Below are 23,036 nucleotides of genomic sequence, written 5' to 3'. Positions count from 1 at the left end.
GGTGCCTGGTGACAGACAAGCAAGTTTGTTGAAAAACCTTGTTAAAAACAGAAGACCTCTCAACACAGAGGCACAGAGACACAGAGAAAAACAGGAAGAAAACTGTTTATATTTCCTTCAATTTATCGTTGTTTTATCGTCATCACCAGCAGCGATAAGGGTAGTGATACGCAAAAATTGTGATTATCTTTTTACAAAAAGAAAACCGCCAGCGGTAACTGGCGGCTTGCTTTAGATATGTTCCAGCTTAACCAGCAACATTGGCATTGTGTTTTTTATTACGGATTTTCTTGCTGGCACGGTTTTCTTCATGCTCAAGCTTGGCGCGCTCTGCCTTGGTGACAACGCCGTCGGCTTTGGCGACTTGCTTGTCGGCTTCTATTTTGGCTTCGCGCTTTTCCAGATTGGCAGATTCTTTTGCGGTCAATGCACCGCTCTCCATACCTTTGGCAATGCGCTTTTGCTGCACTTCCTGGCGCTTGTCGATATTCGGAGTATTGGTCTGTGCAAAAACCGAACCAGCGATCAGGGTAGCGACGAGGGCAGCAGCAAATTTGATGGATTTCATGGTTTTTCCTTTAAAAGAAGAATCGGTGTACATCGGCTTGTCAGGATGAGCAAACTGCCCATGCGCCATTAACGAAGTCGGAATTTCTTTTGATGACAAGGAAAATGTAATCGGTGTAAGCACTCGTAACCATATTTTCCTGAAGGAATTTTTAAAAATCTGCCGGTATCAGGTCTATCCTGTCAGTGCAAAATGCATCGACTCCCCAATGCAGGATTTCTGCTGCTCTCTCAGGCGTATTGACTGTGTAGCAAAACACACCATAACCAGCATCCTTGACTTCCCTCACCTGCTCAGGTGTCAGATATTTATGATTGGTATGCAAGGCTTTGGCTGCCAACTCCTGCAGGCGCGCTTTCCAGTCGGGTGTGACTTTATCCACCAAAAAACCGCGTGGTATGGTGGGCGCAGCATGTTTGGCTGCCATCAAAGCGGCAAATGAAAACGAAGAAAACAGCGGCAGATGCAAGGCATCGACTACAGCAACATCGGCAAACAGGGTTTGCGTCTGTTCTGCCACTACCCGCCCGGTTTCTTCTTCGGTACCTGGGGACGGTTTGATTTCCACATTCATCCAGATGCCATGCTGGCGGCAAAAACGCACAACTTCCGCATACAGGGGGACTGGCTCTCCCTTGAAGCTATCTGCGAACCACTTTCCTGCATCCATCGCCTGCAAATCTGTCGCCAAAGTGTCAGCCACGCTACCACTGCCAGGCACGGTTCTGCCAAATTCAGGGTCATGCATGAGCACAGGGACGCCATCCTTTGATAACATGACATCAAATTCCACGGCGGCAAAGCCGTGCTCCCATCCACAGCGCATCGCTGCCAGGGTATTTTCTGGCGCAAGAGTTCCACCACCACGGTGGGCGATGACTTTAGGATAGGGCCACATGATGCGCTCCGTACAAGTAGATAAATATAATATTAATAGGATAATCGAAGATGCCGACATCGTCGCTACAAAAAACTGCTCTTGGCCATATCCGTGTGCTGGACTTGACGCGGGTACTGGCAGGCCCCTGGTGCGCACAAAACCTGGCCGACCTGGGAGCAGAAGTCATCAAGGTTGAGCGGCCAGGCAGCGGCGACGATACCCGCAGCTGGGGCCCACCTTATTTGCGCGATGCAGAAGGCAACAACACGACGGAGGCAGCTTATTACCTGGCGGCTAACCGTGGCAAGCAAGCCATCACGGTAGATATCGCCACGCCTGAAGGCCAGCAAATCATCCGTGAGTTGGCAGCAAAATCTGATGTGGTGCTGGAAAACTACAAGGTTGGTCAGTTAAAAAAATATGGTCTGGATTATGAATCCCTGAAACTCGTCAAGCCTGATCTGGTGTATTGCTCGATCACCGGCTTTGGCCAGGATGGCCCTTATGCCCACCGTGCTGGTTATGATTTTATTGTGCAAGGCATGGGCGGCTTCATGTCGCTGACGGGTGAACGTGATGACTTGCCTGGTGGCGGCCCGCAAAAAGCCGGTGTGGCAATTGCTGACCTGATGACAGGCATGTATTCCACCATCGCCGTCATGGCTGCGCTGACGCACAGGGACAGGACAGGCGAAGGCCAGTACATCGACATGGCGCTGCTGGATGTACAAGTATCCATGCTGGCCAATATGAATATGAATTACCTGGCCAGTGGCAATGCGCCCAAGCGCTGGGGCAATGCCCATCCAAATATCGTGCCTTACCAAACCTTTGCGACGGCAGATGGTCATATCATTGTGGCCGCAGGTAATGATGGCCAGTATAAAAAATTCGTGCAGATAGGTGGCTTGCCTGAGCTGGCAGATGACCCGCGTTTCAGCACCAACCCAAAACGGGTTGAGCACAGGGATGTGCTGGTGCCGATACTGGCAGACATGGTCAGGCGCAAGTCCAAGCAGGAATGGATCAGGCTGCTGGAAGAGGCTGGTGTGCCTTGCGGCCCCATCAATACCCTCAATGAAGTATTTGAAGACCCGCAAGTGCTGGCGCGCCAGATGCAGATCAATCTGCCCCACCCTACTGCAGGGCAAGTGAAGCTGGTGGCCAGCCCGATGAAGTTGTCGGCCACGCCCGTTACCTATCCTTCTGCACCGCCTTTACTGGGGCAACATACCGGGAGCGTTCTGGCTGCCGTGCTGGGTTACGACGAGCAACAACTGCAAGCCTTGAAGGCCAAAAACATCATATAAGAAGCTGGTTCATATCCTATGGCGTGGCTTGCTCACGCCAGATTTGTCGGTCTTTACGACAAAAAACACTGCCTTTGTCCTGTTTATCTATTGCAGGAAGAGCAGGCAGGTTAAGCTGCAAGCACGAAGATACCCGACTACTGATGAAATGAACAACAAATTTTTGCATCAAATACAGACTTATTTACAGTCTAAATTAAAGTCTGAACATTATCAGAGCCTGGTAGGTGTTATCGGTGACATGCCACGCCTGCTTGCCATCAATCTGGCCTGTGGCTTTGGTGTTCACTATATCCTGCACGCCCGAGGTAAGCTGTTTGAGCATATCGTGTTTTCCATGTTCATAGGCTTTTCAGCTTATTTACTGATCAAGATATTCAAGCGTTTGTTCTGGGGCGCCGGGACACCAAACACCATAGGCTTTTACATCATGTGTATCGTGGTGGCACCACTGGCTTTAATGGTAGGCATGTCTATTGCAGCGCTGGCATTCAACTATCCTGTTCCTGATGTGACTGCGATTAAGTCACCATACCTGCTCAGCTCTATAGCCATGACTTGTATCGTCAGCTTTATCGCTGCCTGGTCATTCTGGAGCCGTGCCAGAATTTCAGAGTTACAGGCCGCTGCCGAAGCAGAAAAAGCCAAAAATGCTGCGATAGAAAAACAAGCTATGCAAGCGCAGTTGCAAATGCTGCAGGCACAGATAGAACCACATATGCTGTTCAATACCCTGGCTAACCTGCAGGGTCTGATCGCGATAGACCCGCCACGCGCCCAGCACATGCTGGCGCAACTGATTGTCTATCTGCGCAATACTTTAAGCTCTTCCCGCGCTGAGCAAACCACGCTCAAACAGGAATTCACACTCATGCAAGCCTACCTGGAATTGCTGGCAATACGCATGGGAAAACGCCTGCAATACACCCTGGATTTGCCAGACGAATTACAGCAAACCCCGATAGCGCCGATGCTGCTGCAACCACTGGTGGAGAACGCCATCAAGCATGGCCTGGAACCCAAGATGGAAGGTGGCAGCATCCATGTCGTCGCAGAAAAACAAGGTTCACAATTACACCTGAAAGTCATAGACACTGGCCTGGGCCTGCCCTTCAATTATGATGACAGCAAAAATGTCAGCAACGCAGCAAATAACATAGGCAATGCCAATATCCGTGAGCGCCTGCTGGCTCTGTATGGACCACAAGCCAGCCTGAGCCTGCAAGCCAATCAACCTGAGGGGGCAATTGCCCATCTCAATATCCCTATCAAAGAATAATCGCCATGACAGCCAAACGCGCCCTGATTGCTGAAGACGAACCCATACTCTCGCTAACCCTGCAAAAAATGCTGGAAAAACTCTGGCCTGATCTGCAACTCTGTGCAGTGGTTGAAAACGGCGTACATGCAGTGCAGGAAGCCCTCGACAAGCAGCCAGATATACTCTTTCTCGATATTAAAATGCCAGGCAAGACAGGGCTGGAAGTAGCGCAGGAGCTGGCAGACGAATGGCCGGACGACAAAGCCTTTCCACTGATCGTGTATGTGACTGCTTACGATGAATATGCGATAGAAGCCTTTGAACATTCAGCCTCTGACTATGTCTTGAAACCCGTCACTGAAGAGCGCCTGGCCAAGACCGTACAAAGACTGCAAGCCAGGCTGGCAGATGGTGTGCAAAGGCCAAATGAGCTGGATCGCGTGCTGGAACAATTGCGCCATCTGGTGCCCGGCCAGGCTCTGCCCGGGGGCAATAGCAGCAACCAGGCGACACCAGAACGTCTGCGCATTATCCGCGCCGCCGTCGGCAACCAGATACGCATGATCAATGTCGATGATGTACTGTATTTTGAAGCGACTGACAAATACATCAATGTCGTCACCAGAGAACATTCATCCCTGATACGCAGCAGCCTGCGTGAACTCTTGCCGCAGCTGGACAACAGCATCTTCTGGCAAATCCACCGCAGCACCGTCGTCAACACCCTGCATATACAAGTCGCCAACAAGGATGACACTGGCAAGATCACGCTGAAACTCAAAGGCAGTGAAGACAAGCTGCAAGTCAGCCGGGTCTATGCGCATTTGTTCAGACAGATGTAAGCTATATCCTCAAAATTAAAATTGCGCACCAATGACGAACCCAAAAAACTTAAACGATTTGCAATGGCAATGCACCAGCTTTGCCGAATTAAGCAATTTGCAATTGCATGCAATATACCAGGCGCGTTCTGCTGTATTTGTCATTGAACAAAACTGCGTGTATCAGGACGTGGATGGCAAAGACCCTTTGTCGCATCACCTGACTGCCTGGACGCCGGAAGGCGAAGTGGCGGCTTACCTGCGCATAGTCCCCGCAGGCATCAGCTTTGATGAGGCGTCTCTTGGCCGTGTCATCAGTACCCAGGAATGGCGTGGCACGGGTGTTGGCAAGCAGCTAATTGCAAATGGCATCAAGGCTTTGCATGCGCTCTACCCTGGCGCCCCTGTCCGTATCGGTGCCCAGGCTTACCTTGAAAAATTCTATGGCAGCTTTGGTTTTGAGACGGTTTCTGACATCTATCTGGAAGATGATATTCCCCATATCGAGATGCTGTTGGTCGCAAAAGCCAGATTAAATCGCTTATAATGCTGCCAAATCAATGACTTACTGAATTTCATCATGCCCGCTGTAATACAAACACCCGATAAACCCTACGTCAATATTTCTGCCTACAAGTTCATCACCTTTGATGACACTGCTGAAAAACGCCAGGTATTTCTGGATAAATGCAAGGAACTGAATCTGAAAGGCACGGTATTGCTGACGCCTGAAGGTATCAATATGTTCCTGGCCGGTTTGCGCCATGAGATTGATGCCTATATGGACTGGCTGCATCAGGACCCGCGTTTTGCAGACGTTGTCGCCAAGGAGAGTTTTTCTGATCACCAGCCCTTCACCAAGATATTGGTCAAGCTGAAAGCAGAAATCATCACCATGCGCATGCCGCTGATCAAGCCTGAAGAAGGCCGTGCACCTGCAGTGGATGCCCACACACTGAAACGCTGGCTGGATCAGGGCCATGATGACAATGGTAAAGCCGTGGTCATGGTCGATACCCGCAATGATTTTGAAGTTGACGTTGGCAGCTTTGACAACACCATCGATTATCGCATTGCCAAGTTCACAGAATTCCCGGCTGTTATCGAAGCCAATCGCGATGCATTAAATGACAAGACCGTCGTGACTTTCTGCACTGGTGGCATACGCTGCGAGAAAGCCGCCATCCATATGCAAAATGTTGGCTTCGACAGCGTCTACCAGCTTGAAGGCGGCATTCTCAAATACTTTGAAGAAGTGGGTGGCGATCATTACCATGGCGACTGCTTTGTATTTGACTACCGCACCGCACTGAACCCGCAGCTTGAAGCAACCGACACCAAGCAATGCTTTGCCTGCCGTGCCGTTGTCACACCACGTGAGCAATTGTCACCCTGGTATATTTCCGGCAAATCTTGCCCGCATTGCAAGAAAGAATCCACAGGCGCAACTGAAGCGGAAGCCACTATTGCTCAATAGTCAAAGCTGCTGAGATAACTCTTTCAGATCAAAGCATTACTGTTTAAAGCAGTAATGCTTTTTTTATTTTCCGCAATGAACTTCACCAGGTTCAATCAGTCTATTCTTCCACTAGTTCTATAAACAAGAGCGCCTGCTCAGACAAAAAAACATCCTATCCAGAGACCTCCTATGAAACGCTTACTACTCAGCACTCTCGCCCTCAGCCTGCTGGCCAATGTTGCCCAGGCAGCAGACCCCAGCCCGACCACGGTAGTTGCCAAAGCGACTGCCCTTGGTTCTGGCATTTATCCCGAGAACATGGATAAGGCCGTACGCGCCCAGGATGATTTTTATCGCTATGCGCAAGGTGCATGGTTAAGCGCCAATGAAATTCCGGCAGACAAATCTGACTGGGGCACGTTCATGAAGGCGCGTGAAGATGTGCAGCAGCAATTGCGCACCATCGTTGAAAGCGCAGCCAAAGATGGCAACAAGCGCGCAGGTTCAGATTTGCAGAAAATCGGTGATCTTTACAATAGCTTCATGGATGAGAAAAAACTCAATGCCCTTGGCGTTGCCGCATTGAAAAGCGAACTGGCACAAATTGCATCCCTGAAAGATAAAGCTGCCATCGCCAGACTCATCGCTCATTTCCATGAAATTGGTGTCAACACGCCTATCCGTGCAGGCGTAGGCCAGGACAGCAAGAATTCCAGTCAGTACGCAGTCGATATATCCCAGGGCGGGCTGGGCTTGCCAAATCGTGATTATTACCTGAAGCAGGATGATGCCAGGATGGCTGACATCCGCGCCAAGTACAAAGCACACATAGAAAAAATGCTGACCCTGGCTGGCGAAAAAAATGCCACGGCACAAGCGGACAATATCATCGCACTGGAAACCGCACTGGCCAAGGCACAATGGACAGCCGTGGAAAACCGCGACCCGGTCAAGACTTACAATAAATTGGCAGTCAGCGAGTTGAACAAGATGACACCGGCCTTCAACTGGACCAGCTTCGTGCAAGCCGCCCACATACATGGCAAGGTCAATGAGCTCATCATACAGCAGCCAAGTTTCATCAAGGGCTTTGACGAGAGCCTGAACAATTTCTCACTGGATGCCTGGAAGTCTTATTTCAGCTGGCATCTGATCAGTGCCTACAGCCCTTTCCTGTCGTCAGATTTTGTCAATGAAGACTTTGGCTTCAAGGGTGCCACCATCGCCGGCATCAAGGAAAACCGCAGCCGTGATAAACGCGGTGTCGCACTGACAGATCAGGTGCTGGGCGAAACCGTAGGCAAGATTTATGTAGAAAAATACTTTTCACCTGAAGTCAAACAGCGCACGGAAAAAATGGTGGGCTACTTCCTCGAAGCTTTCAAACAAAGCATAGAGACACTGGACTGGATGAGTCCTGAAACCAAGAAACAGGCACAGATCAAGTTGTCCAAAATCAGCGTCAAGATAGGCTACCCAAGACAGTGGCGTGATTATTCCAGTCTGACGATAAAGAGCGATGATCTGGTAGGCAACCTCATGCGCGCACGCAAGGCACGTTATGACAGGGAAGTTGCCAAGCTCGGCAAACCTATAGACCGTGAAGAATGGCATATGACACCGCAAACGGTGAATGCCTATTACAGCCCTGAGATGAATGAAATCGTTTTCCCTGCTGCACGTTTGCAATCACCCCTGTTTGATGTGAATGCAGAAGATGCATTCAACTACGGCGCGCTGGGCATTTCCATCGGCCATGAAATCAGCCACGCTTTCGATGACCAGGGCGCGCAGTATGATGGCGACGGTAACTTGCGTAACTGGTGGACCGCAGAAGACCAGGAAAAATTCAAGAAAAAAACCAGGGTGCTGGTAGAGCAATACAATACCTACAGCCCCCTGCCTGGCCACTTCCTCAATGGCGAGCTGACCCTGGGCGAAAACATTGCCGACAATGCTGGCATAGTCATGGCATTGCGTGCCTACAAGCTGTCGCTGCAAGGCAAACCTGCACCGGTGATTGATGGCTGGACTGCAGAGCAACGTCTGTTCATGGGCCTGGCACAAGCACGCCGTGGCAAATCGCGCGAGCAACGTGCAATTACCCTTATCAAGACAGACCCACACTCCCCTGGCGAATTCCGAGTCAATGGCAGCCTGGTCAACCATCCTGATTTTTACTCTTCCTTTGACGTCAAACCTGGCGACAAGATGTATCTGACGCCGGACAAGCGTGTCAGCATCTGGTAATCGATATCCAGTAGCATCGGCATCATCATGCTACCTGCTCTACTCAATACGTATGGCAGGTAGCATGTACAGTATCAATTTTCCCATCAAGTACGGTTTCAGGAACTCATTTGCCAGTAGGAACCCAGACTATTCTGGTATCACATTCCACGACTTCTTCTGTAACTATTTGCTACTGACGACAAATAGCTTGTGATTTTGTGGTCTTATATTATTGTAGATGTACTTTCATCTACTAATCAGGAGACCAAATGTCATTCGCTTTCCGTAAAATCGCCCTCATTGCTGCCCTTTGTACCAGCAGCCTGTTACCGCTTTCTGCACATGCGGGCCGTGGTTGCATCTCTTGCGGCCCCTCGGGCGGCTCTGAAGCCCTGTCCATGGGCGTAGGCATTATCATGCTTGGTGGTTTTTCCATGGTGGCCGGATCAGGTGAGATGATCGTTGATACCGTCAAGGCAGGTGCTGACGGCGTGACTGTCGTACTCAAAGGCTCTACCCAGGCCGTCAGTACCACGGTCAGGTTATCTGGCAAGGGCATAGAAAAAGTCGGCCTGGTCAGCGGTGCTGTGGTCGAAGTCAGCGCGACGACAACCGGTTATCTGCTGGTAAGTGCTGGCAAGGTAATCGCGTTTATCCCTAACGAAATAGGTACTGCACTGATGCATCACAACAAGGTCTGATCACTTCATATGCGCAAAAACTCACTGACGTCCCCAACCACGCTGGTGCTGTTACAGCGTGCCTTGATTATCCTCACACTGGCTTGTACAGCCCCGGCATTTGCCGGACGCTCCTGTGAGGAAAATGTTTATGACCCCAAGAAAGTCATGCAAGCATTGGAGTTTGCGCACAAGACGCAAATCAAGCTGGATGAAAGCCAGGCCAGGGTGGCCATCATTGCCCGCGTAGGCCAGGATTTATCCAAATACAATTTGCGCTATTCACATCTGGGCCTGATAGAACGCCTGCCCGATGACACCTGGTCAGTCATGCATGAGCTGAACCAGTGTGGCACGGCCAATTCAGAATTATTTAGGGAAGGACTGGGTAATTTCTTCATGGACGACATGTTCGCCTTTGAAACCATGATCCTCATCCCCAACCCTGAATTGCAGCTAAAACTGCAGCAAGTCATGGCGGATGGCCGCGCCAAAAACTTGCATGCCGCACGCTATAACATGCTGTCCTATGCGTATTCCACCACCTACCAAAACTCTAACCAGTGGGCGCTCGAAGTCATCGCAGCAGCGCAAGCCAATGACGTGCGCATAGAAAACCGCACACAGGCACAAGCCTGGCTGAAGTCAGCATCGTATAAACCGGACACCCTGCAAATCCCTTCGCTGACTCGCCTGGGCGCGCGCATGTTCCGCGCCAATGTGGCATTTGATGATCACCCCTTTGATCGTCGCATGGCAGGGCAAATTGATACGGTCACGGTAGAGTCCATAGCCCGCTTCATGATGTCACGCGACAGCAAGACCGAAAAAATCGTAGTGAAGTAATAGCGGAAATAATAGCTAAAGCAACAGACCAGGAAAAGACACCCGCCTTAGCAGATACATGGCCAGATTTCACCTGCTGGCCATGACTGGTATTGCACGTTGCCGCTATCGATCAATAGCTCATCTCATAAAAAAACCACACACTCACGAATTAGAAGTTTTATTCAAATACCAAGAATAATCCTTGCCCGCCATCCCCGCTTCCCGCTAGCATGCTTTTAGAATAATAATAAGTTTGCCAATATCAAGATGCAGGCAGCTGCTACAGCCCGCCCTGCATTGCCAGATTTCTATAACAATCAGAGACAAGAGGTAAAAGCATGGATAAATTTTGGCTGCAATCCTACCCCAAGGGCGTACCCGCAGAAATCAACTATCAACAATACACTTCCCTGGTGCATATGCTGGAGGATTCTTTCCAGAAATATGCAGCACGCAAGGCCTATGTTTGCATGGACAAATATCTGACCTATGGCGAGGTGGATGACCTGTCGAAAAAGTTTGGTGCCTGGCTGCAAAGCAAGGGGCTGGAAAAAGGCGCACGTGTCGCCATCATGATGCCAAATGTCTTGCAATATCCTGTTGTCATCGCCGCAGTCCTGCGTGCGGGCTATACTGCAGTCAACGTCAATCCCCTGTACACACCGCGTGAACTTGAGCATCAATTGAATGACTCAGGTGCAGAAGCCATCATCATCCTGGAGAACTTTGCCACGACCTTGCAACAGGTCTTGAGCAAAACAAAAATCAAGCATGTCGTCGTCACCAGCATGGGCGACTTGCTGGGCGGCCTGAAGGGCACCATCGTTAATTTCGCAGTACGCCATATCAAGAAAATGGTGCCAGAATTTTCTCTGCCAACTGCCATCAGCTTCAAGAAAGTGCTGGCAGATGGTGCGTCCCTGCAGCTCAAACCTGTGACCATCACGCATGATGATATCGCCTTCCTGCAATACACAGGCGGCACTACCGGCGTCTCCAAGGGTGCCACTTTGTCGCACCGCAATGTCACAGCAAATGTCCTGCAAAATGAAGCTTGGGCACAGCCTGCGCTGAATAAGGCTCCCAAGGTAGAGTCCATGACCATCGTCTGTGCCCTGCCGCTTTACCATATCTTCGCGCTGACAAGCTGCTGCCTGATGGGTACACGCCTGGGTGGATTGAATATTCTGATCCCCAATCCCCGCGATATTCCTGGCTTGGTAAAAACCTTGTCCGGCCACCAGATCAGCATGCTGCCTGCCGTCAATACCCTGTACAACGGTTTGTTGAATAATCCTGATTTTGCCAAGCTGGATTTCTCTTTGCTGAAAGCCTGCAATGGTGGTGGTACTGCCGTGCAAAAATCAGTGGCAGAACGCTGGCAAGCCGTCACTGGCTGCCCTATCATCGAAGGCTACGGCTTGTCTGAGACTTCGCCCGTTGCGACTTGCAACCCAACTGATTCAACCGTCTTCAGCGGCACCATAGGCTTGCCACTGCCCTCGACAGAAATTGCCATCCTCGATGATGCAGGCAACCGAGTGCCTCTGGGTGAGCCAGGTGAAATTGCCATCCGTGGCCCGCAGACCATGGTAGGTTACTGGAACCGTCCGGATGAAACCGAGAAGGTCATGACAGCCGATGGTTTCTTTAAATCAGGTGACGTTGGCATCATGGAAGCCAATGGCTTTATCCGGGTTGTCGACCGCAAGAAAGACATGATACTGGTGTCCGGTTTCAATGTGTATCCGAATGAAATAGAAGGTGTGGTTGCCGGTCATCCTGGCGTGTTAGAATGCGCATGCATAGGTGTGCCAGATGCCAATTCCGGTGAAGCCGTGAAACTGTATGTCGTCAAAAAAGATGCGCAGTTGACCGATGACCAGTTGATGACTTATTGCAAGGAACAACTGACTTCCTACAAAAAACCCAAATACATAGAGTTCCGCACTGAATTGCCTAAATCAAATGTGGGCAAGATTTTGCGACGTGAATTGCGTGACGAGAAAAAAGTCGCGTAAGTATTTTGAAGGGAAAGCATTGCGCGTTTCCCTTTAAGAGATAAAACAAAAAACGCCTGACTGTGGGTTTAACCCATTGTCAGGCGTTTTTTTATGTTAGGAAACTGTTCCGGCTTTTTGCAAGAGGCTCTGCCAGCGCGTAGCCTGCTTACCCAGTCGTTTGCTGCGGCCTATATACGACCAGGGGTTGATGAAGCGCGTCACATAACGCCATACCACCAGCGCCGTATCACCCGGCCTGCGTGGTATCACGTGCAGGTGTACGTGGGCCACATGCTGGTTGGCTGCCTTGCCATTATTCAGGACCACGGCAGTCGCTTCACTTTCGCCTCCCAGGCGCAAGGCTGATGAAAAACGGCTCGCCAGTGCAAACAGGTAGGCCACTGTTTCTTCCGGCAATTCTTCTATATGCTGCTGATGCTGATGCGGTATCACCAGCAAATGCCCGCGCGTCATTGGAAAAGCATCAAGTATGGCGATGCAATGCTGGTCGCGGTAAACCACCGCAGCTTCACTCTGCCCATTCAGGATGTCGCAAAAAATGCATCTGTGTGTGCTTGCCATCAATTCTTCCTCGTGCAAGTGGATCAATTAATCAAGGTCAATAAGCTAAATCAATAAGCCGAATCAATAAGCTGAATCAATAAAAAACCCGCCAGAGTATGGCGGGCTGGCCTCGTCATTCTTTATTTTCTTTATAGTCCCTGCGTCACCGCTTCTCGTTTCAGCTTATCACCATCACCCGCCATTTTTTGCAGCGCCGGATAATCGATCTTGCCATTGGAATTGAAGGGCATCTTGCGCAGTTCTATCAAATCCTGAGGCACCATATAGGCAGGCAATTGCAAGGTGCACGCCTTGAGGATTTCCATTGATGATACGGTAAAGCCGCAGCCATACGCAAGCAAGCCTTGCACGCTGCCGTCAGCAGCCAGGGGCCAGGGTACGACGGCGACCAGATCAGACCCGCCCAGGCGGCGGATGACCGCCTCCACTTCTTGCACCTCGACCCGATAACCGCGTATTTTTACCTGGTTATCAATACGGCCACCATACAGCAAACCGGCCTGTGCATCATGGCTGGCCAGATCACCGGTACGATACCAGCGGCTGGCCTGTTTGCCCTCGAAGCGCATATTGAGAAAGCGTTGTCTTGTCAGTTCTGTGTTTTCCCAATACCCCTGGGCCAGTTGCGAGCCACCCAGGTAGAGCTCGCCAGTCTCGCCATCGGCTACCGGTGCAAAATGCTCATCCAGTATCACGACTTCCTGTCCCGGCAAAGGCGTACCTATCGGCACTACGGGCAAAGCAGCTATGCGTTGATCGTCTGCCTGGTAAGGGTAGACGGTAAAGGCAATCGTCGCCTCAGTAGGGCCATACAAATTCTCTATGACGGAATTGGGTGCAGCGGGTTGCCAGTCCTGCGCCAGGCTGGTGGGCAGGGCTTCGCCACAAAACAGGCTGTATTTGAGGCTGGGCAAAATACCAGGGCGCAATGCGTTATAGCGCTTCAGGCAAGCCGCCAGTGAAGGTACGGAAAACCAGTGCGTCAATTCATGTTGCTGAACAAACTTCAACGGCATCATCATCACGCGCCCTGGCACACTGTACAGACAGGCTCCGGAACTCAGACTGACAAAGATATCATGCACTGACAAGTCAAAAGTGAAGTCAAAGAACTGGGTAAAACGGTCACCCGGCCCAGGCTGGTAGCGTTCGATGATGTTGGCAACATAGGTGCTGGCATTGTCATTGGTGACGGCCACGCCCTTGGGCAAACCCGTGCTACCTGAAGTGAAGAGTACATAGGCGACGGCATTGGCTTTTTGCGGCAAGGCCAGGTTGGCCGTATCAGCCTCTGCCAGCTGGCGCTTGAGTATATAGGTATGCTGGCTGGCACTGGCGGCCCAGGTGGGCAGGCTGTCTGTCTCAGGCATGAGTACCATCAAGGGGTCGGGATAAGCTTGCAGGATTTCTTTAGCCGCATCCATGGAACGTTCATCGACAACGATGGATGTCGATGAAGACAGTTCCAGCATGCGCAAATTACGCTGCGCCGGGAACTTGGCATTCAGAGGTACATAACTCATCCCTGCCAGCAAACTGCCCAGCACCGAAGCATAGGCAGTAATGCTGCGTTCAACCAGCACGGCACAACGTTGCTGATGTGCGTTTTTAATTTCTCTGCCGAGAGTGCGCGATATCCTTGCTACCCGCAGCAGCAACTCGGCATAGGTATAAACCTGTTCATCCACCCACAATGCATTGCTATTGGGATGATTTCTGGCGGCATTGAGAAAACCGCTAATCAATAAATTTGCTGTTTTTTTCATGGCAATACCTCTCCCTGGCCACCGTAGCGGCCATGTGTGCGAAACGCTGTATCAATTGCGCAATGCCTGCGGCAATCAATCCGCAGGGCATTGCTTTAGTTCAAGGTAGCTATATCAACTTGCGATCAACGCATCCTGTGCCTGAACCTGGTGCTGATGCTGAGCAACAAATTGCTTGATCATGCTTGCCAGGTCTTCGTCATAGAAATGCGAGAAGTGATCGCCGTTTTCATCAAAGGACAACACGCCGTTTTCCAGTCCGGCTACCAGGAAGCGGCCCACATCAGGATGGGTCACCAGATCATTGCCGCCTACATGCACTAGTACAGGATGTGGTACATCAGCAGTCCATGCATCGGCACGCTCACTGAACAAACCATTCATCATGTTGGCATACCTGAACAGGGATTCCGGCGTGCGGAAAGGAACGCTGGTCATATATAGGAGGAAAGGGTCGGTACTGGTCAAAATGGTGGAGATCATTTTCCTGTCTTCACCATCATCCGAGGTCGCATGTGCACCATAAATCAGGTCGCAGTATTTTTGCGCAAAGCGATAATTGGCAGCGATTTTCGGGAATAGTGTACGGATATTTTTTTCAAATTCCGTGATCTTGATCTCATTCGATGCCGGCAATGAAACACCGCCATTGAGCAAGACTGCAGATGAAATACGATCAGGAAACTGGGCCATGGTACGCAGGCAGACCTGGGCACCACTACTCCAGCCAGCCACCGCAGCTTTGGCAATGCCAAAGTGATCAAGGATGGAAACCAGGTCCCTGGCATGGGTCAGGGAATGACATTTCGCCAGATCAAATTCATGCGTGATTGCAGGCACCCAACGGCTTTCCCAGGTGATGACCTGGAACTGATCAGACAGGCGTTTGGCCAGCGGGAACATGAAATCAGACGGCATGCCATAGGCGTTTGCCAGCACCAGTGGTGGCTTGCTGTTATCACCCAGTGTCAGCACGCACAGTTCCGTGCCATCTTCTGCCGTCACCTGAGTGCGGTTGAAAGTCGTGCCGCTTTGCTGTTCATCGAGCTCCTTGATGAAGGCAGTCAGATAAGTGCCATAGTCGGCCCAGCTCAGACCAGCATGTTTGGGCAGGCTGCGGGCGAAATTCTTGATGGTGCGGTAGTAGCCACCGTAGAACACGGTACGTTTGTCGAATAATTCTTCTATCGCTGTTGCCGGGGTATCACGCTCAGGGACGAAGTTGATGCTCTTCATGCCCAGTGCCACATCGATTTTTTCCAGCATTGTCTTGACGTTCAAGTCGCTGGAGTTGGTCAGGTGATACACCTTTTGATCGCCAAAACCGATATTGCTGAGATAAATCATATCGAACACACATTGATCCACAGGCACCAGATTGCCAGCTGCGGCCAGGTCACCGATGAGACGCAAAGGCGTCTGCAACTTGCTCAGGGTTTCGCGCAGGCGATACATTTCCTGTGTCAGGCCATAGATACCAAAACGTGTACCACCACTGCGGCGCGAAGCCAGTGGTCCCATGATGATGGCCGGGCGCAGGATGCGGTAATCCAGGCCATTGGCATCACAGTATCTGGCGACTTCATGCTCGCCTTCATTTTTACTGCTTTCGTAGAAATTGTTATAGGCAATATCGACAGGATGCAGGGTCTCAGGTATATCTCCAGCCACGCGGCCAGAAGTGTAGGCAGTGGAGATATGCAGATAGTGTTGGCAATTGGCGCGACGAGCCAGGTCCATCACATTTTGCGTGCCATTGATATTGTGATGATAGATTTCTTCTTTGTGGCGGTCTTCAAACTTCAGGCTGGCTGCACAGTGCCAGAACTCTGAGATATTGCCAGCCGCGAGCTTTTCCATATCAGCCTTGCTGATCGCGCACATGGTTTCTGTCATGTCGCCGAGTATGTATTCCAGCTTGCTGTCTATGTCAGCCTTGGGAATGGGCTGATTGTAAGCCGAGGCACATACTGCCAGCGCATCATAGACGCGCTGTTTCGCATGCTCCTGTGACTCGCCCCTGACCAGGACATAAATCTTGCCGCTCTGACGCAAACGCCAGAACAGGAAATTACTGCCGAGGAAACCGGTAGCGCCGGTCAGGATAATATTTTTTGTCGTATTGCGGTGGCGGTTAGTCAATTCCAGCAAATCACCGTAGCGATAATCAGTTAATTGGTGTTCCATCTTGTTTGTCCTTGTAATTATTCTGCAGATAAGCGTGTCGTTAAGGGAGCGGATTGAATGTGATTTACTGCATGTAATGCAGTTGCACCCTGTCCAGCGTCCTGACTTTGTCGAGTACGGTGTCGTCAACAACAACTTCCTTGCCACTGATTTCTTCTATGACGAGTACATATTCCACAAAGCTGAGGGAATCGACTACATCGTTTTCTATTAAATCAAGGTCGAGCGGGATATCGGATAGATATTTTTTCTTCGACAACAGCCACTGTCTGACTTCATTGATCTTGTCAAGATTGATAATCTGGTTCAAAACTTGTCTCCTTCTGGATTAAATTGGTGTCTCCCAGCAAAGCCAGGACTTTCTTGAGCAATTCACGGGTATGAAATTCTTGCCGCACTGGATGGCTCAGCAATGCGCTGCGCACGGCAATGCCACTGGCAAAACCGGCATCGCGATACATGGTCGGGTTGTATAAGGATTCGATCGTGACCTGCACATACTTGCGCAAGTGATTCGAAATTGTCTGCAATACTTCTGGCGGATAATCTTCGGTAATACCTTCAGCGAGCCTGGCCAGCAAGATGCGGCCAAAGGTGATGTGGCGCGATTCATCATTGCGATGCGCTTCATTGATTTCACGTATGAAAGGGTGGACCCTGTCATCCAGCGCGATCTTCAGGTTGTAGTAATGGCCGACTTCTTCAAAAATGAAAATCTGGGCGAAACGTACCAGCACAGCAAGCCGCGGATCAAGTTTCAGCGTCGTGATCTGTAATTTTTTATTGCCGTAAATCTTGCCTGCATAGTTTTCGCAAAACTTGGCGAAGTACCACATATGCTGGTTTTCTTCATCGATGAAATGATGCAGGTAATCATTTGCTTCTTTCAGCATGGGCGTATGCAAGAGTTCTGCCACGCCTGAGATCAACTCCTGCTCACCGGTTACATTGAGGCTGAAGAGATTGATGCATTCCCATTTGCTGAGCAATTTGCGCTGGGCTTCTGTTGCCTGCTCGTAATAGGGTGTGCCATAGATCGTCAATAATTCAGGGCTTACCCACCAGTCGGCTTCGCTGATATCGTCTACCCAGTCAAAGCGGGTAAAACTGAATACATGTCGCTCACGGGATAGCTGGACCAACTTGGCTATCCTGTCGGTGTACATGGTTTGTGTGATGCTCATCGTTTCCTGTCTCCAACATTACTTATTAATCAGTTAATTTTTATATTGCCATTTTGTGATATCGCTTTAACCACATTAATAAAAGTCCAACATTGACGTCCATCAAATTCGATAGAATTTTTCATCTAAGTTTCTGGCACAGAACTTGATCACGATAGGCCGGAAAAACCTAAGCCAGGGATGTAAAAATCACCAGATTGAGACACAGAAGGGAGAATCCGCTGATATTTCTCAGCAGAATTTTTGTTGATGGCGCAGGCTTGATGAGCAAGCAGACCAGTGCATAAATAGTGGCAAAAAAGACACACACTATCATTTCCAGAGAAAATAACTTGCGGCCGGAAACTGTGATCAAAATAGCACAACTCATACAAGCCAGCAAATTCATCAATCCTATTCCGAAACAAGTCTGGAACAGCGTCAGGACACCCGCATAACCGCTATGCAGGTCAAGCTTGCGACTCAGTTCATATTGCAGGGCACCGGCATATAACACCAGCATGAACAAGGCATGCGGTACATCAAAGTCAGCCCAGTCTGTGCTCAGAGAGAATTGCCAGGCAGCAAAACCGGGCAGCAAAAGGTAATGCAACAGCGAATACAGAATCGGCCGGCCTGCCAGACCAGGATGGGCCAGCAGGAAGGCACTTAGCATCAGAGCAAACCAGGTGAGCAGCGCCTGGCTGCGTTGAAAGGACAGCAAGTAACATAATTGCGCCAGCAAGACCAATAAGACCACTAGCCACAATTCCTGCTGGCTGACTTCGCCGCGCAGCAAGAATGAATCTCGCCCCGCTCTCTGATCCGTGGAAAAATCCAGCAGTTCATCCAGCAGCTTCAGCAGCAGGAAAAAGCTCAGGGACACTATCCAGGCCAGGATCACAGCCCAGGTGGCAAGTGAGTGCACAGACAGTACACACGTCGCCAGAAACACACTGGAAAACAACAGCCAGTCCTGCCATGAAAATGCCTGCCGCCCCCAGGTCAGGCAGCGCATTGCGGTTTTCATCTGCGACACACCAGGCCAGCAGCCCCATCCAGTTGCACTTCGTCGCCATCTTTCAGCAAGGCACTGATGCCACGCAAACCCACTACGGCGGGGATGCCCATCTCCCGCGCCACCACGGCAGAATGTGAAAGCACACTGCCGCGCTCGACGATCAAACCCGATATGCAGGGGAAGAATGGCACCCAGCCCGGATCAGTGCGGCGCGTCACCAGTATCTCGCCATTCAACTGCACATCACGGGTATCGTGTACCACCTTGACCCTGCCCTGCACCAGGCCAGAGCTGCAAGGCGTGCCTTTGTAGAGGCCCGCAACATCATCAATCATGCCTGCCGCGGCTGTGTCATCGGCACTGACCACGACCATGCGTTCTGGTCGCAGTTCACCATAGAAATGCAAACGTGGCGGTACTTCATCAAGCGTATGAAATGCGGCTTGTTCACGCTGGCGCAAGGGGATAATCCCGTTTGCCACATCCTGGCTGACGGCGCGTTGTTCTATCAGGCCAAATACTTCATCTATGCTCAGCAGATAGATATCTTCCACTTTTTGCAACTGCCCATTCTTGACGAAGTTGGCCCCCATCGCCCTGGTCAGATAACGCACAAAACCAAACACCTTGGTCCGGTAGAAGCGCAGTTCTTCCCTTTCTTTCACACAAGCGCGGGCATTGCGTATCAGCCACCAAGCCAGCAGGCGCAACAGGATATTGTTGCCACAGGCTTGCAATACGCTTTGCTCGGCAGTTTTTGCAACCTGGGTGTGTTCGCCATCAGCATCCTGGCTAATGGCATCATCGGGCATGAGGTAGTTTTTAAGCGCCTGTATGATAAAGGCAGGGTCATCCTTGATACTGATTTCTTCCAGCTTCAACTCATTGATGCAGCGAAATCCAAATTCATGTCGATAGGCATCCATGCGCTGCTTCAAGGCTTGCCATTCTGGCCCATGAGCTGCCTCTATCATTTGCTGCAATTCACGCACGCCATAGTTGCGCATGGCAAAAGTCAGATCAGGCACCTGCCTGATCCAGGCAGCGATGTCCATCAACATATTGGTAGGAGCCACGCTGGCCATGCCACCCTGCCCGCACAGCAAGTCATTATGCAATAGCGAAACTTGCTGTTCATCCTGGCAGATATAGCGCTTCAGGAACAGACGCAACAAACCATGGAAAGTCTCGGCAAAAAAATCATTGATGATAGGCGCACGCCAGTCGTTCAGGAGACGCTGTTCCACCCTGTCATAGGTGGCCAGCAATTCGACATTGTTCAAACCTGACATATCCAGTTGCATGTATGGCTGCATGAATACATCAAAATCACTGGCAAAGCAGCGGCATATGCTGTGGCGGCGCAGATAGAAATAAGTCATGCGCACACCCGCAGTCAGGGCACGCCAGCCAGATGCCAGACGCCCGCGCTGCATGGTATGGGCAAGCCCGGCCGTACCCGACCTTGCCTGCACACCGATGGAGGCGTCGAAGTTCTTTTTATTGGTATCAAAAAATGGCAGCAATGAAAGGCTGCGATACCAGCTATTCAAATTGTAATAAACATGGCCCTGATAGTAAGCGAGCATATTGCGAAATACTGGCTTCAAACTCTGTATCTCAGATGCAGGCACACCAAACAAGCCATAAAATTGTTCATAGACTTTTTCATATACCCTGCTGGCAAAAGAAAAAGTCAGCGGTGAAGTCACGCCGGAAAAACTTTCTACAATATTGGAATTGTCCAGTATGGTCCTTGCCGAGAACTTGCAGATATGCGAGAGATTGGAAACTGGCCTGGCCTGCAGTATGTACAACTGGTCTTTAACAAATCCCCATTCTATGTCTTGCGGTATGCCACCATAAGCGAGTTCTATATCATGTGCTACCTGAGCCAGTTGTCGCACTTGTTTCTCAGTCAGGCAGTCCTTGTGCGCGATCGCTGCATCGACATTTTTACGCTTCAGGCCATGGCGTTGCTCCTCATCGAAAAACAGGCCTGCCGCTTTTTCGACGATGACTTTTCTGGCGACAGCGCCTGACTCATCTATATACCAGGTATCACAATCCATCTCGCCGGAAACCACGCCCTCGCCTGCGCCATAGCTGGCACTGATGACCATTTCATCGGGATTGCAATTCATGGGATTGCCGGTAAACACCAGGCCAGATACATCGGCAAACACCATGCTCTGCACGACAACGGCAGGCCGTATGCAATCGCGCGTCAATGCATGCTCAGACCGGTAGGCAAAACTGCGGTCGTTATAGGCTGAGGCATAACATGCCAGTATCTTGCCGAAGATGGATGCATCCGCAGGGACGAACAGGAAACTGTCCAGTTGACCAGCAAAAGAATGCGTGCTGGCATCTTCATCTACGGCGGAAGAACGGACAGCAAAATGCTCACCCTGCCCCGCCAGCAGACGCAAGATTTCTTGCTCAGTGTTGGCGTCGAGTTTCTTTTCCAGTATTAGTTGACGCGCTGCGGCCATGGCAGCATCACGCTCAGGCCCAGCGCTATTGGCTGCAGCTAGGCAAAGCCCGTCGAGTATGGGCAAGTCTGCACCCATCAATTCTTCAAAGAAGGCGACCGGCAAGACGATGAAGTAAGGGACCTGGAAACCCGCGAGTTTCATTGTCAGCAAATTCTTGCCCTTGCCGCCCAGTTGGGCAACACTGGGATTCGCCTGTGTTGAAGACGAAGAAATAATTTCAGTTTGCATGTGTTTCCTGGATGCTGGATGGAGTCAGCAATGATGGGGTCAGTAATGATGGGTTCAGCAATGAATAAGCAATACCCTCCCCCTGCCTGACCAAGGTCTCTATGCCTAGTGCGCTGTGCTGCCGGATATCGGCATCAATGCTGATGACCCCAGCCTTGAAAAGTAAAATGATGGTAGAACCACCAAAATCGAAATAGCCTTTTTCTTCACCGCGTTCAACCAGGCCACCATCGACCTTGTGCTGGGTGATGCGGCCAACCACCAGGGCGCCCACATCAATTTGTATGACCTCACCAAAGTTGCGGGTTTGTATGCTGCAATATTCACGCTGGTTTTCTGTGAACACTGCCAGCATGTTTTGCAGGGCCAGGGGGCTGACTGAATGCAGGTAGCCATTGATACGCCTGACTGGCCCCTGCATGCCGTGGTCGATATGGATGTAGCGGTGATAATCGGCCGGTGCCAGCCTGAATACCAGGCAATCACCATCACGATATTTATCTGCCAGTTTTTCATCTCGCAGCAATTGCGCCAGGCTGAAATGCCGCCCCTTGACTGGCAAGACCTGGTCAGCCTGTATCTTCCACACTGACAATCGTGCATCAGCAGGAGAAAACAGGATGCGCTGGTCAGCAGGTACAGGACGCGAACCAGCTTTCAGTTTGCGCGTGAAGAAAGCACTGAAACAGGGATAGGCATGCAAGGGCAGCTCAACCTCGGCAATATCAATGTCGTGCAGCACAACAAATGCCTGGATTTGCCTGGCAGAAGACTTGCGCGACTTCAGCCAGCCATACAGTCTTGAAAACCAGGTTCTCTTGATGAAGATATCCGCCAGTGCCAGGCCAAGAGGGTGGCCGTAAAAAAACTGCATGAAGCTTTTTTCAAACACTTGCTCGCTGACCAGACGTGCCTGCTTCCTGTCATATAGCGTGATTTCAGAAACAGCACTCATGCACCGGCACTCACAGTTCTGGCACTACCCGGTTTGCGAAAACGCAGGCGTGAAATAAACAGGCTGCCAATCAGCAATGGCCATACATGCAACAACCACAATAGCCACGACAAAGGCCATGACAGCAAACCCGGCAGCATGGTCACAGGCAGCAGCAAGGCAGCATATGTCACGGGCAAGCCGCTGTAATACTTGCCCCGGCTATCTTCCAGCAAGCCATGCACAGTAAAATAAGCCAGGCGCAATACGGCGCAGGCTACATAAAATCCGGCACACAAATAAAAACTGACAGATGGTGAAGGTTGCAAGGCATAGATGAACACCATGGGTGCCATGCCAAAATTGATAACGTCGACCAGGCTATCAAGCGTCTGGCCAAACTGACTTTGTGCATCGCTGCGCTTGCCATGAGCAGACATGCTGCGCGCCACATGGCCATCCAGCAAATCGCAAATGCCTGCACACACCAGGGCCAGCAGCGCAAACCCGGGATAAGCATGCAATGACAGTATCATGCTCGACAAGCCACACAGCATGCCAGTCAGCGTAATGAGATTGGGAAGATTAAGATAAGCGAGTATCAGCATGGCG

The 23,036-nt window shown here is 50.7% G+C and carries 20 protein-coding genes; 9 read left to right on the top strand and 11 right to left on the bottom strand.

The window, feature by feature from the left end:
• Nucleotides 1-247 precede the first annotated feature (247 nt).
• The gene (locus DFR42_RS21415) at nucleotides 248-568 is read right to left on the bottom strand and encodes a hypothetical protein (RefSeq protein ID WP_211324383.1); all 321 of its coding nucleotides are present in this window, start codon (nucleotides 566-568) and stop codon (nucleotides 248-250) included.
• A 151-nt stretch (nucleotides 569-719) separates the two neighbouring features.
• Entirely contained in the window at nucleotides 720-1,466 is a 747-nt protein-coding gene (gene ugpQ / locus DFR42_RS21410) for a glycerophosphodiester phosphodiesterase (RefSeq protein WP_110257073.1), read from the bottom strand.
• Between the two features lie 50 nt (nucleotides 1,467-1,516).
• Between ugpQ and DFR42_RS21405 the strand changes: the two genes are divergently transcribed.
• From DFR42_RS21405 to DFR42_RS21365, 9 genes are all read left to right on the top strand, one after another.
• Nucleotides 1,517-2,758, top strand: a complete 1,242-nt coding sequence (locus DFR42_RS21405; RefSeq protein ID WP_110257072.1) for a CaiB/BaiF CoA transferase family protein — start codon at nucleotides 1,517-1,519, stop codon at nucleotides 2,756-2,758.
• Between the two features lie 148 nt (nucleotides 2,759-2,906).
• Entirely contained in the window at nucleotides 2,907-4,037 is a 1,131-nt protein-coding gene (locus DFR42_RS21400; protein ID WP_110257071.1) for a sensor histidine kinase, read from the top strand.
• Between the two features lie 5 nt (nucleotides 4,038-4,042).
• Nucleotides 4,043-4,861, top strand: a complete 819-nt coding sequence (locus DFR42_RS21395; protein WP_110257070.1) for a LytR/AlgR family response regulator transcription factor — start codon at nucleotides 4,043-4,045, stop codon at nucleotides 4,859-4,861.
• A gap of 31 nt (nucleotides 4,862-4,892) precedes the next feature.
• The gene (locus DFR42_RS21390) at nucleotides 4,893-5,387 is read left to right on the top strand and encodes a GNAT family N-acetyltransferase (protein WP_110257069.1); all 495 of its coding nucleotides are present in this window, start codon (nucleotides 4,893-4,895) and stop codon (nucleotides 5,385-5,387) included.
• 33 nt (nucleotides 5,388-5,420) lie between these two features.
• Nucleotides 5,421-6,317 (top strand): sulfurtransferase, encoded by an 897-nt coding sequence (locus DFR42_RS21385; protein WP_211324382.1) that lies wholly within the window; start codon nucleotides 5,421-5,423, stop codon nucleotides 6,315-6,317.
• 171 nt (nucleotides 6,318-6,488) lie between these two features.
• Nucleotides 6,489-8,549 (top strand): M13 family metallopeptidase, encoded by a 2,061-nt coding sequence (locus DFR42_RS21380; protein WP_110257068.1) that lies wholly within the window; start codon nucleotides 6,489-6,491, stop codon nucleotides 8,547-8,549.
• Between the two features lie 251 nt (nucleotides 8,550-8,800).
• Nucleotides 8,801-9,232, top strand: coding sequence for a hypothetical protein (locus DFR42_RS21375; RefSeq protein WP_110257067.1), 432 nt, complete (start codon nucleotides 8,801-8,803; stop codon nucleotides 9,230-9,232).
• A gap of 9 nt (nucleotides 9,233-9,241) precedes the next feature.
• Nucleotides 9,242-10,057 (top strand): DUF2145 domain-containing protein, encoded by an 816-nt coding sequence (locus DFR42_RS21370; protein ID WP_110257066.1) that lies wholly within the window; start codon nucleotides 9,242-9,244, stop codon nucleotides 10,055-10,057.
• A 320-nt stretch (nucleotides 10,058-10,377) separates the two neighbouring features.
• Complete coding sequence (locus DFR42_RS21365) at nucleotides 10,378-12,060, top strand: long-chain-fatty-acid--CoA ligase (protein WP_110257065.1); 1,683 nt, start codon at nucleotides 10,378-10,380, stop codon at nucleotides 12,058-12,060.
• 96 nt (nucleotides 12,061-12,156) lie between these two features.
• Here the strand turns inward: DFR42_RS21365 and DFR42_RS21360 are convergent, their stop codons facing one another.
• The 9 genes from DFR42_RS21360 to DFR42_RS21320 form a co-directional block, all read right to left on the bottom strand.
• Nucleotides 12,157-12,624 carry an HIT family protein gene (locus tag DFR42_RS21360; protein ID WP_110257064.1) on the bottom strand — a complete coding sequence of 156 codons (468 nt, stop codon included), beginning with the start codon at nucleotides 12,622-12,624 and terminating at the stop codon, nucleotides 12,157-12,159.
• Between the two features lie 131 nt (nucleotides 12,625-12,755).
• Nucleotides 12,756-14,393, bottom strand: coding sequence for an amino acid adenylation domain-containing protein (locus DFR42_RS21355; RefSeq protein WP_110257063.1), 1,638 nt, complete (start codon nucleotides 14,391-14,393; stop codon nucleotides 12,756-12,758).
• 114 nt (nucleotides 14,394-14,507) lie between these two features.
• On the bottom strand, nucleotides 14,508-16,580 hold the full coding sequence (locus tag DFR42_RS21350; RefSeq protein WP_110257062.1) for an alpha/beta fold hydrolase: 2,073 nt from the start codon (nucleotides 16,578-16,580) through the stop codon (nucleotides 14,508-14,510).
• Between the two features lie 64 nt (nucleotides 16,581-16,644).
• A complete protein-coding gene (locus DFR42_RS21345) occupies nucleotides 16,645-16,890 on the bottom strand; it encodes an acyl carrier protein (protein WP_110257061.1) in 246 nt (81 codons plus the stop codon).
• Entirely contained in the window at nucleotides 16,868-17,764 is an 897-nt protein-coding gene (locus tag DFR42_RS21340; RefSeq protein ID WP_211324381.1) for a diiron oxygenase, read from the bottom strand. The genes DFR42_RS21345 and DFR42_RS21340 overlap by 23 nt, the downstream gene beginning before the upstream one ends.
• A gap of 169 nt (nucleotides 17,765-17,933) precedes the next feature.
• Complete coding sequence (locus DFR42_RS21335; RefSeq protein WP_110257060.1) at nucleotides 17,934-18,773, bottom strand: hypothetical protein; 840 nt, start codon at nucleotides 18,771-18,773, stop codon at nucleotides 17,934-17,936.
• A complete protein-coding gene (locus DFR42_RS21330; RefSeq protein WP_110257059.1) occupies nucleotides 18,770-21,490 on the bottom strand; it encodes a PEP/pyruvate-binding domain-containing protein in 2,721 nt (906 codons plus the stop codon). The genes DFR42_RS21335 and DFR42_RS21330 overlap by 4 nt, the downstream gene beginning before the upstream one ends.
• A complete protein-coding gene (locus DFR42_RS21325) occupies nucleotides 21,480-22,445 on the bottom strand; it encodes a phosphatidylserine decarboxylase (protein WP_110257058.1) in 966 nt (321 codons plus the stop codon). The genes DFR42_RS21330 and DFR42_RS21325 overlap by 11 nt, the downstream gene beginning before the upstream one ends.
• Entirely contained in the window at nucleotides 22,442-23,032 is a 591-nt protein-coding gene (locus tag DFR42_RS21320) for a CDP-alcohol phosphatidyltransferase family protein (protein WP_110257057.1), read from the bottom strand. Before DFR42_RS21320 ends, DFR42_RS21325 begins: the two co-directional genes overlap by 4 nt.
• Nucleotides 23,033-23,036: the final 4 nt, after the last annotated feature.

This window comes from Undibacterium pigrum (assembly GCF_003201815.1).
Lineage (GTDB): Bacteria > Pseudomonadota > Gammaproteobacteria > Burkholderiales > Burkholderiaceae_D > Undibacterium > Undibacterium pigrum.
The sequence above is the reverse complement of the archived record's forward strand: the minus strand, read 5'-3'. Positions and strand labels throughout refer to the sequence as shown.

What these genes read in the sequence shown, in the direction of transcription:
- DFR42_RS21415 (WP_211324383.1), bottom strand. Translation starts at nt 568, where the DNA reads ATGAAATCCATCAAATTTGCTGCTGCCCTCGTCGCTACCCTGATCGCT.
- ugpQ (WP_110257073.1), bottom strand. Translation starts at nt 1,466, where the DNA reads ATGTGGCCCTATCCTAAAGTCATCGCCCACCGTGGTGGTGGAACTCTT.
- DFR42_RS21405 (WP_110257072.1), top strand. Translation starts at nt 1,517, where the DNA reads ATGCCGACATCGTCGCTACAAAAAACTGCTCTTGGCCATATCCGTGTG.
- DFR42_RS21400 (WP_110257071.1), top strand. Translation starts at nt 2,907, where the DNA reads ATGAACAACAAATTTTTGCATCAAATACAGACTTATTTACAGTCTAAA.
- DFR42_RS21395 (WP_110257070.1), top strand. Translation starts at nt 4,043, where the DNA reads ATGACAGCCAAACGCGCCCTGATTGCTGAAGACGAACCCATACTCTCG.
- DFR42_RS21390 (WP_110257069.1), top strand. Translation starts at nt 4,893, where the DNA reads ATGACGAACCCAAAAAACTTAAACGATTTGCAATGGCAATGCACCAGC.
- DFR42_RS21385 (WP_211324382.1), top strand. Translation starts at nt 5,421, where the DNA reads ATGCCCGCTGTAATACAAACACCCGATAAACCCTACGTCAATATTTCT.
- DFR42_RS21380 (WP_110257068.1), top strand. Translation starts at nt 6,489, where the DNA reads ATGAAACGCTTACTACTCAGCACTCTCGCCCTCAGCCTGCTGGCCAAT.
- DFR42_RS21375 (WP_110257067.1), top strand. Translation starts at nt 8,801, where the DNA reads ATGTCATTCGCTTTCCGTAAAATCGCCCTCATTGCTGCCCTTTGTACC.
- DFR42_RS21370 (WP_110257066.1), top strand. Translation starts at nt 9,242, where the DNA reads ATGCGCAAAAACTCACTGACGTCCCCAACCACGCTGGTGCTGTTACAG.
- DFR42_RS21365 (WP_110257065.1), top strand. Translation starts at nt 10,378, where the DNA reads ATGGATAAATTTTGGCTGCAATCCTACCCCAAGGGCGTACCCGCAGAA.
- DFR42_RS21360 (WP_110257064.1), bottom strand. Translation starts at nt 12,624, where the DNA reads ATGGCAAGCACACACAGATGCATTTTTTGCGACATCCTGAATGGGCAG.
- DFR42_RS21355 (WP_110257063.1), bottom strand. Translation starts at nt 14,393, where the DNA reads ATGAAAAAAACAGCAAATTTATTGATTAGCGGTTTTCTCAATGCCGCC.
- DFR42_RS21350 (WP_110257062.1), bottom strand. Translation starts at nt 16,580, where the DNA reads ATGGAACACCAATTAACTGATTATCGCTACGGTGATTTGCTGGAATTG.
- DFR42_RS21340 (WP_211324381.1), bottom strand. Translation starts at nt 17,764, where the DNA reads ATGAGCATCACACAAACCATGTACACCGACAGGATAGCCAAGTTGGTC.
- DFR42_RS21335 (WP_110257060.1), bottom strand. Translation starts at nt 18,773, where the DNA reads ATGAAAACCGCAATGCGCTGCCTGACCTGGGGGCGGCAGGCATTTTCA.
- DFR42_RS21330 (WP_110257059.1), bottom strand. Translation starts at nt 21,490, where the DNA reads ATGCAAACTGAAATTATTTCTTCGTCTTCAACACAGGCGAATCCCAGT.
- DFR42_RS21325 (WP_110257058.1), bottom strand. Translation starts at nt 22,445, where the DNA reads ATGAGTGCTGTTTCTGAAATCACGCTATATGACAGGAAGCAGGCACGT.
- DFR42_RS21320 (WP_110257057.1), bottom strand. Translation starts at nt 23,032, where the DNA reads ATGCTGATACTCGCTTATCTTAATCTTCCCAATCTCATTACGCTGACT.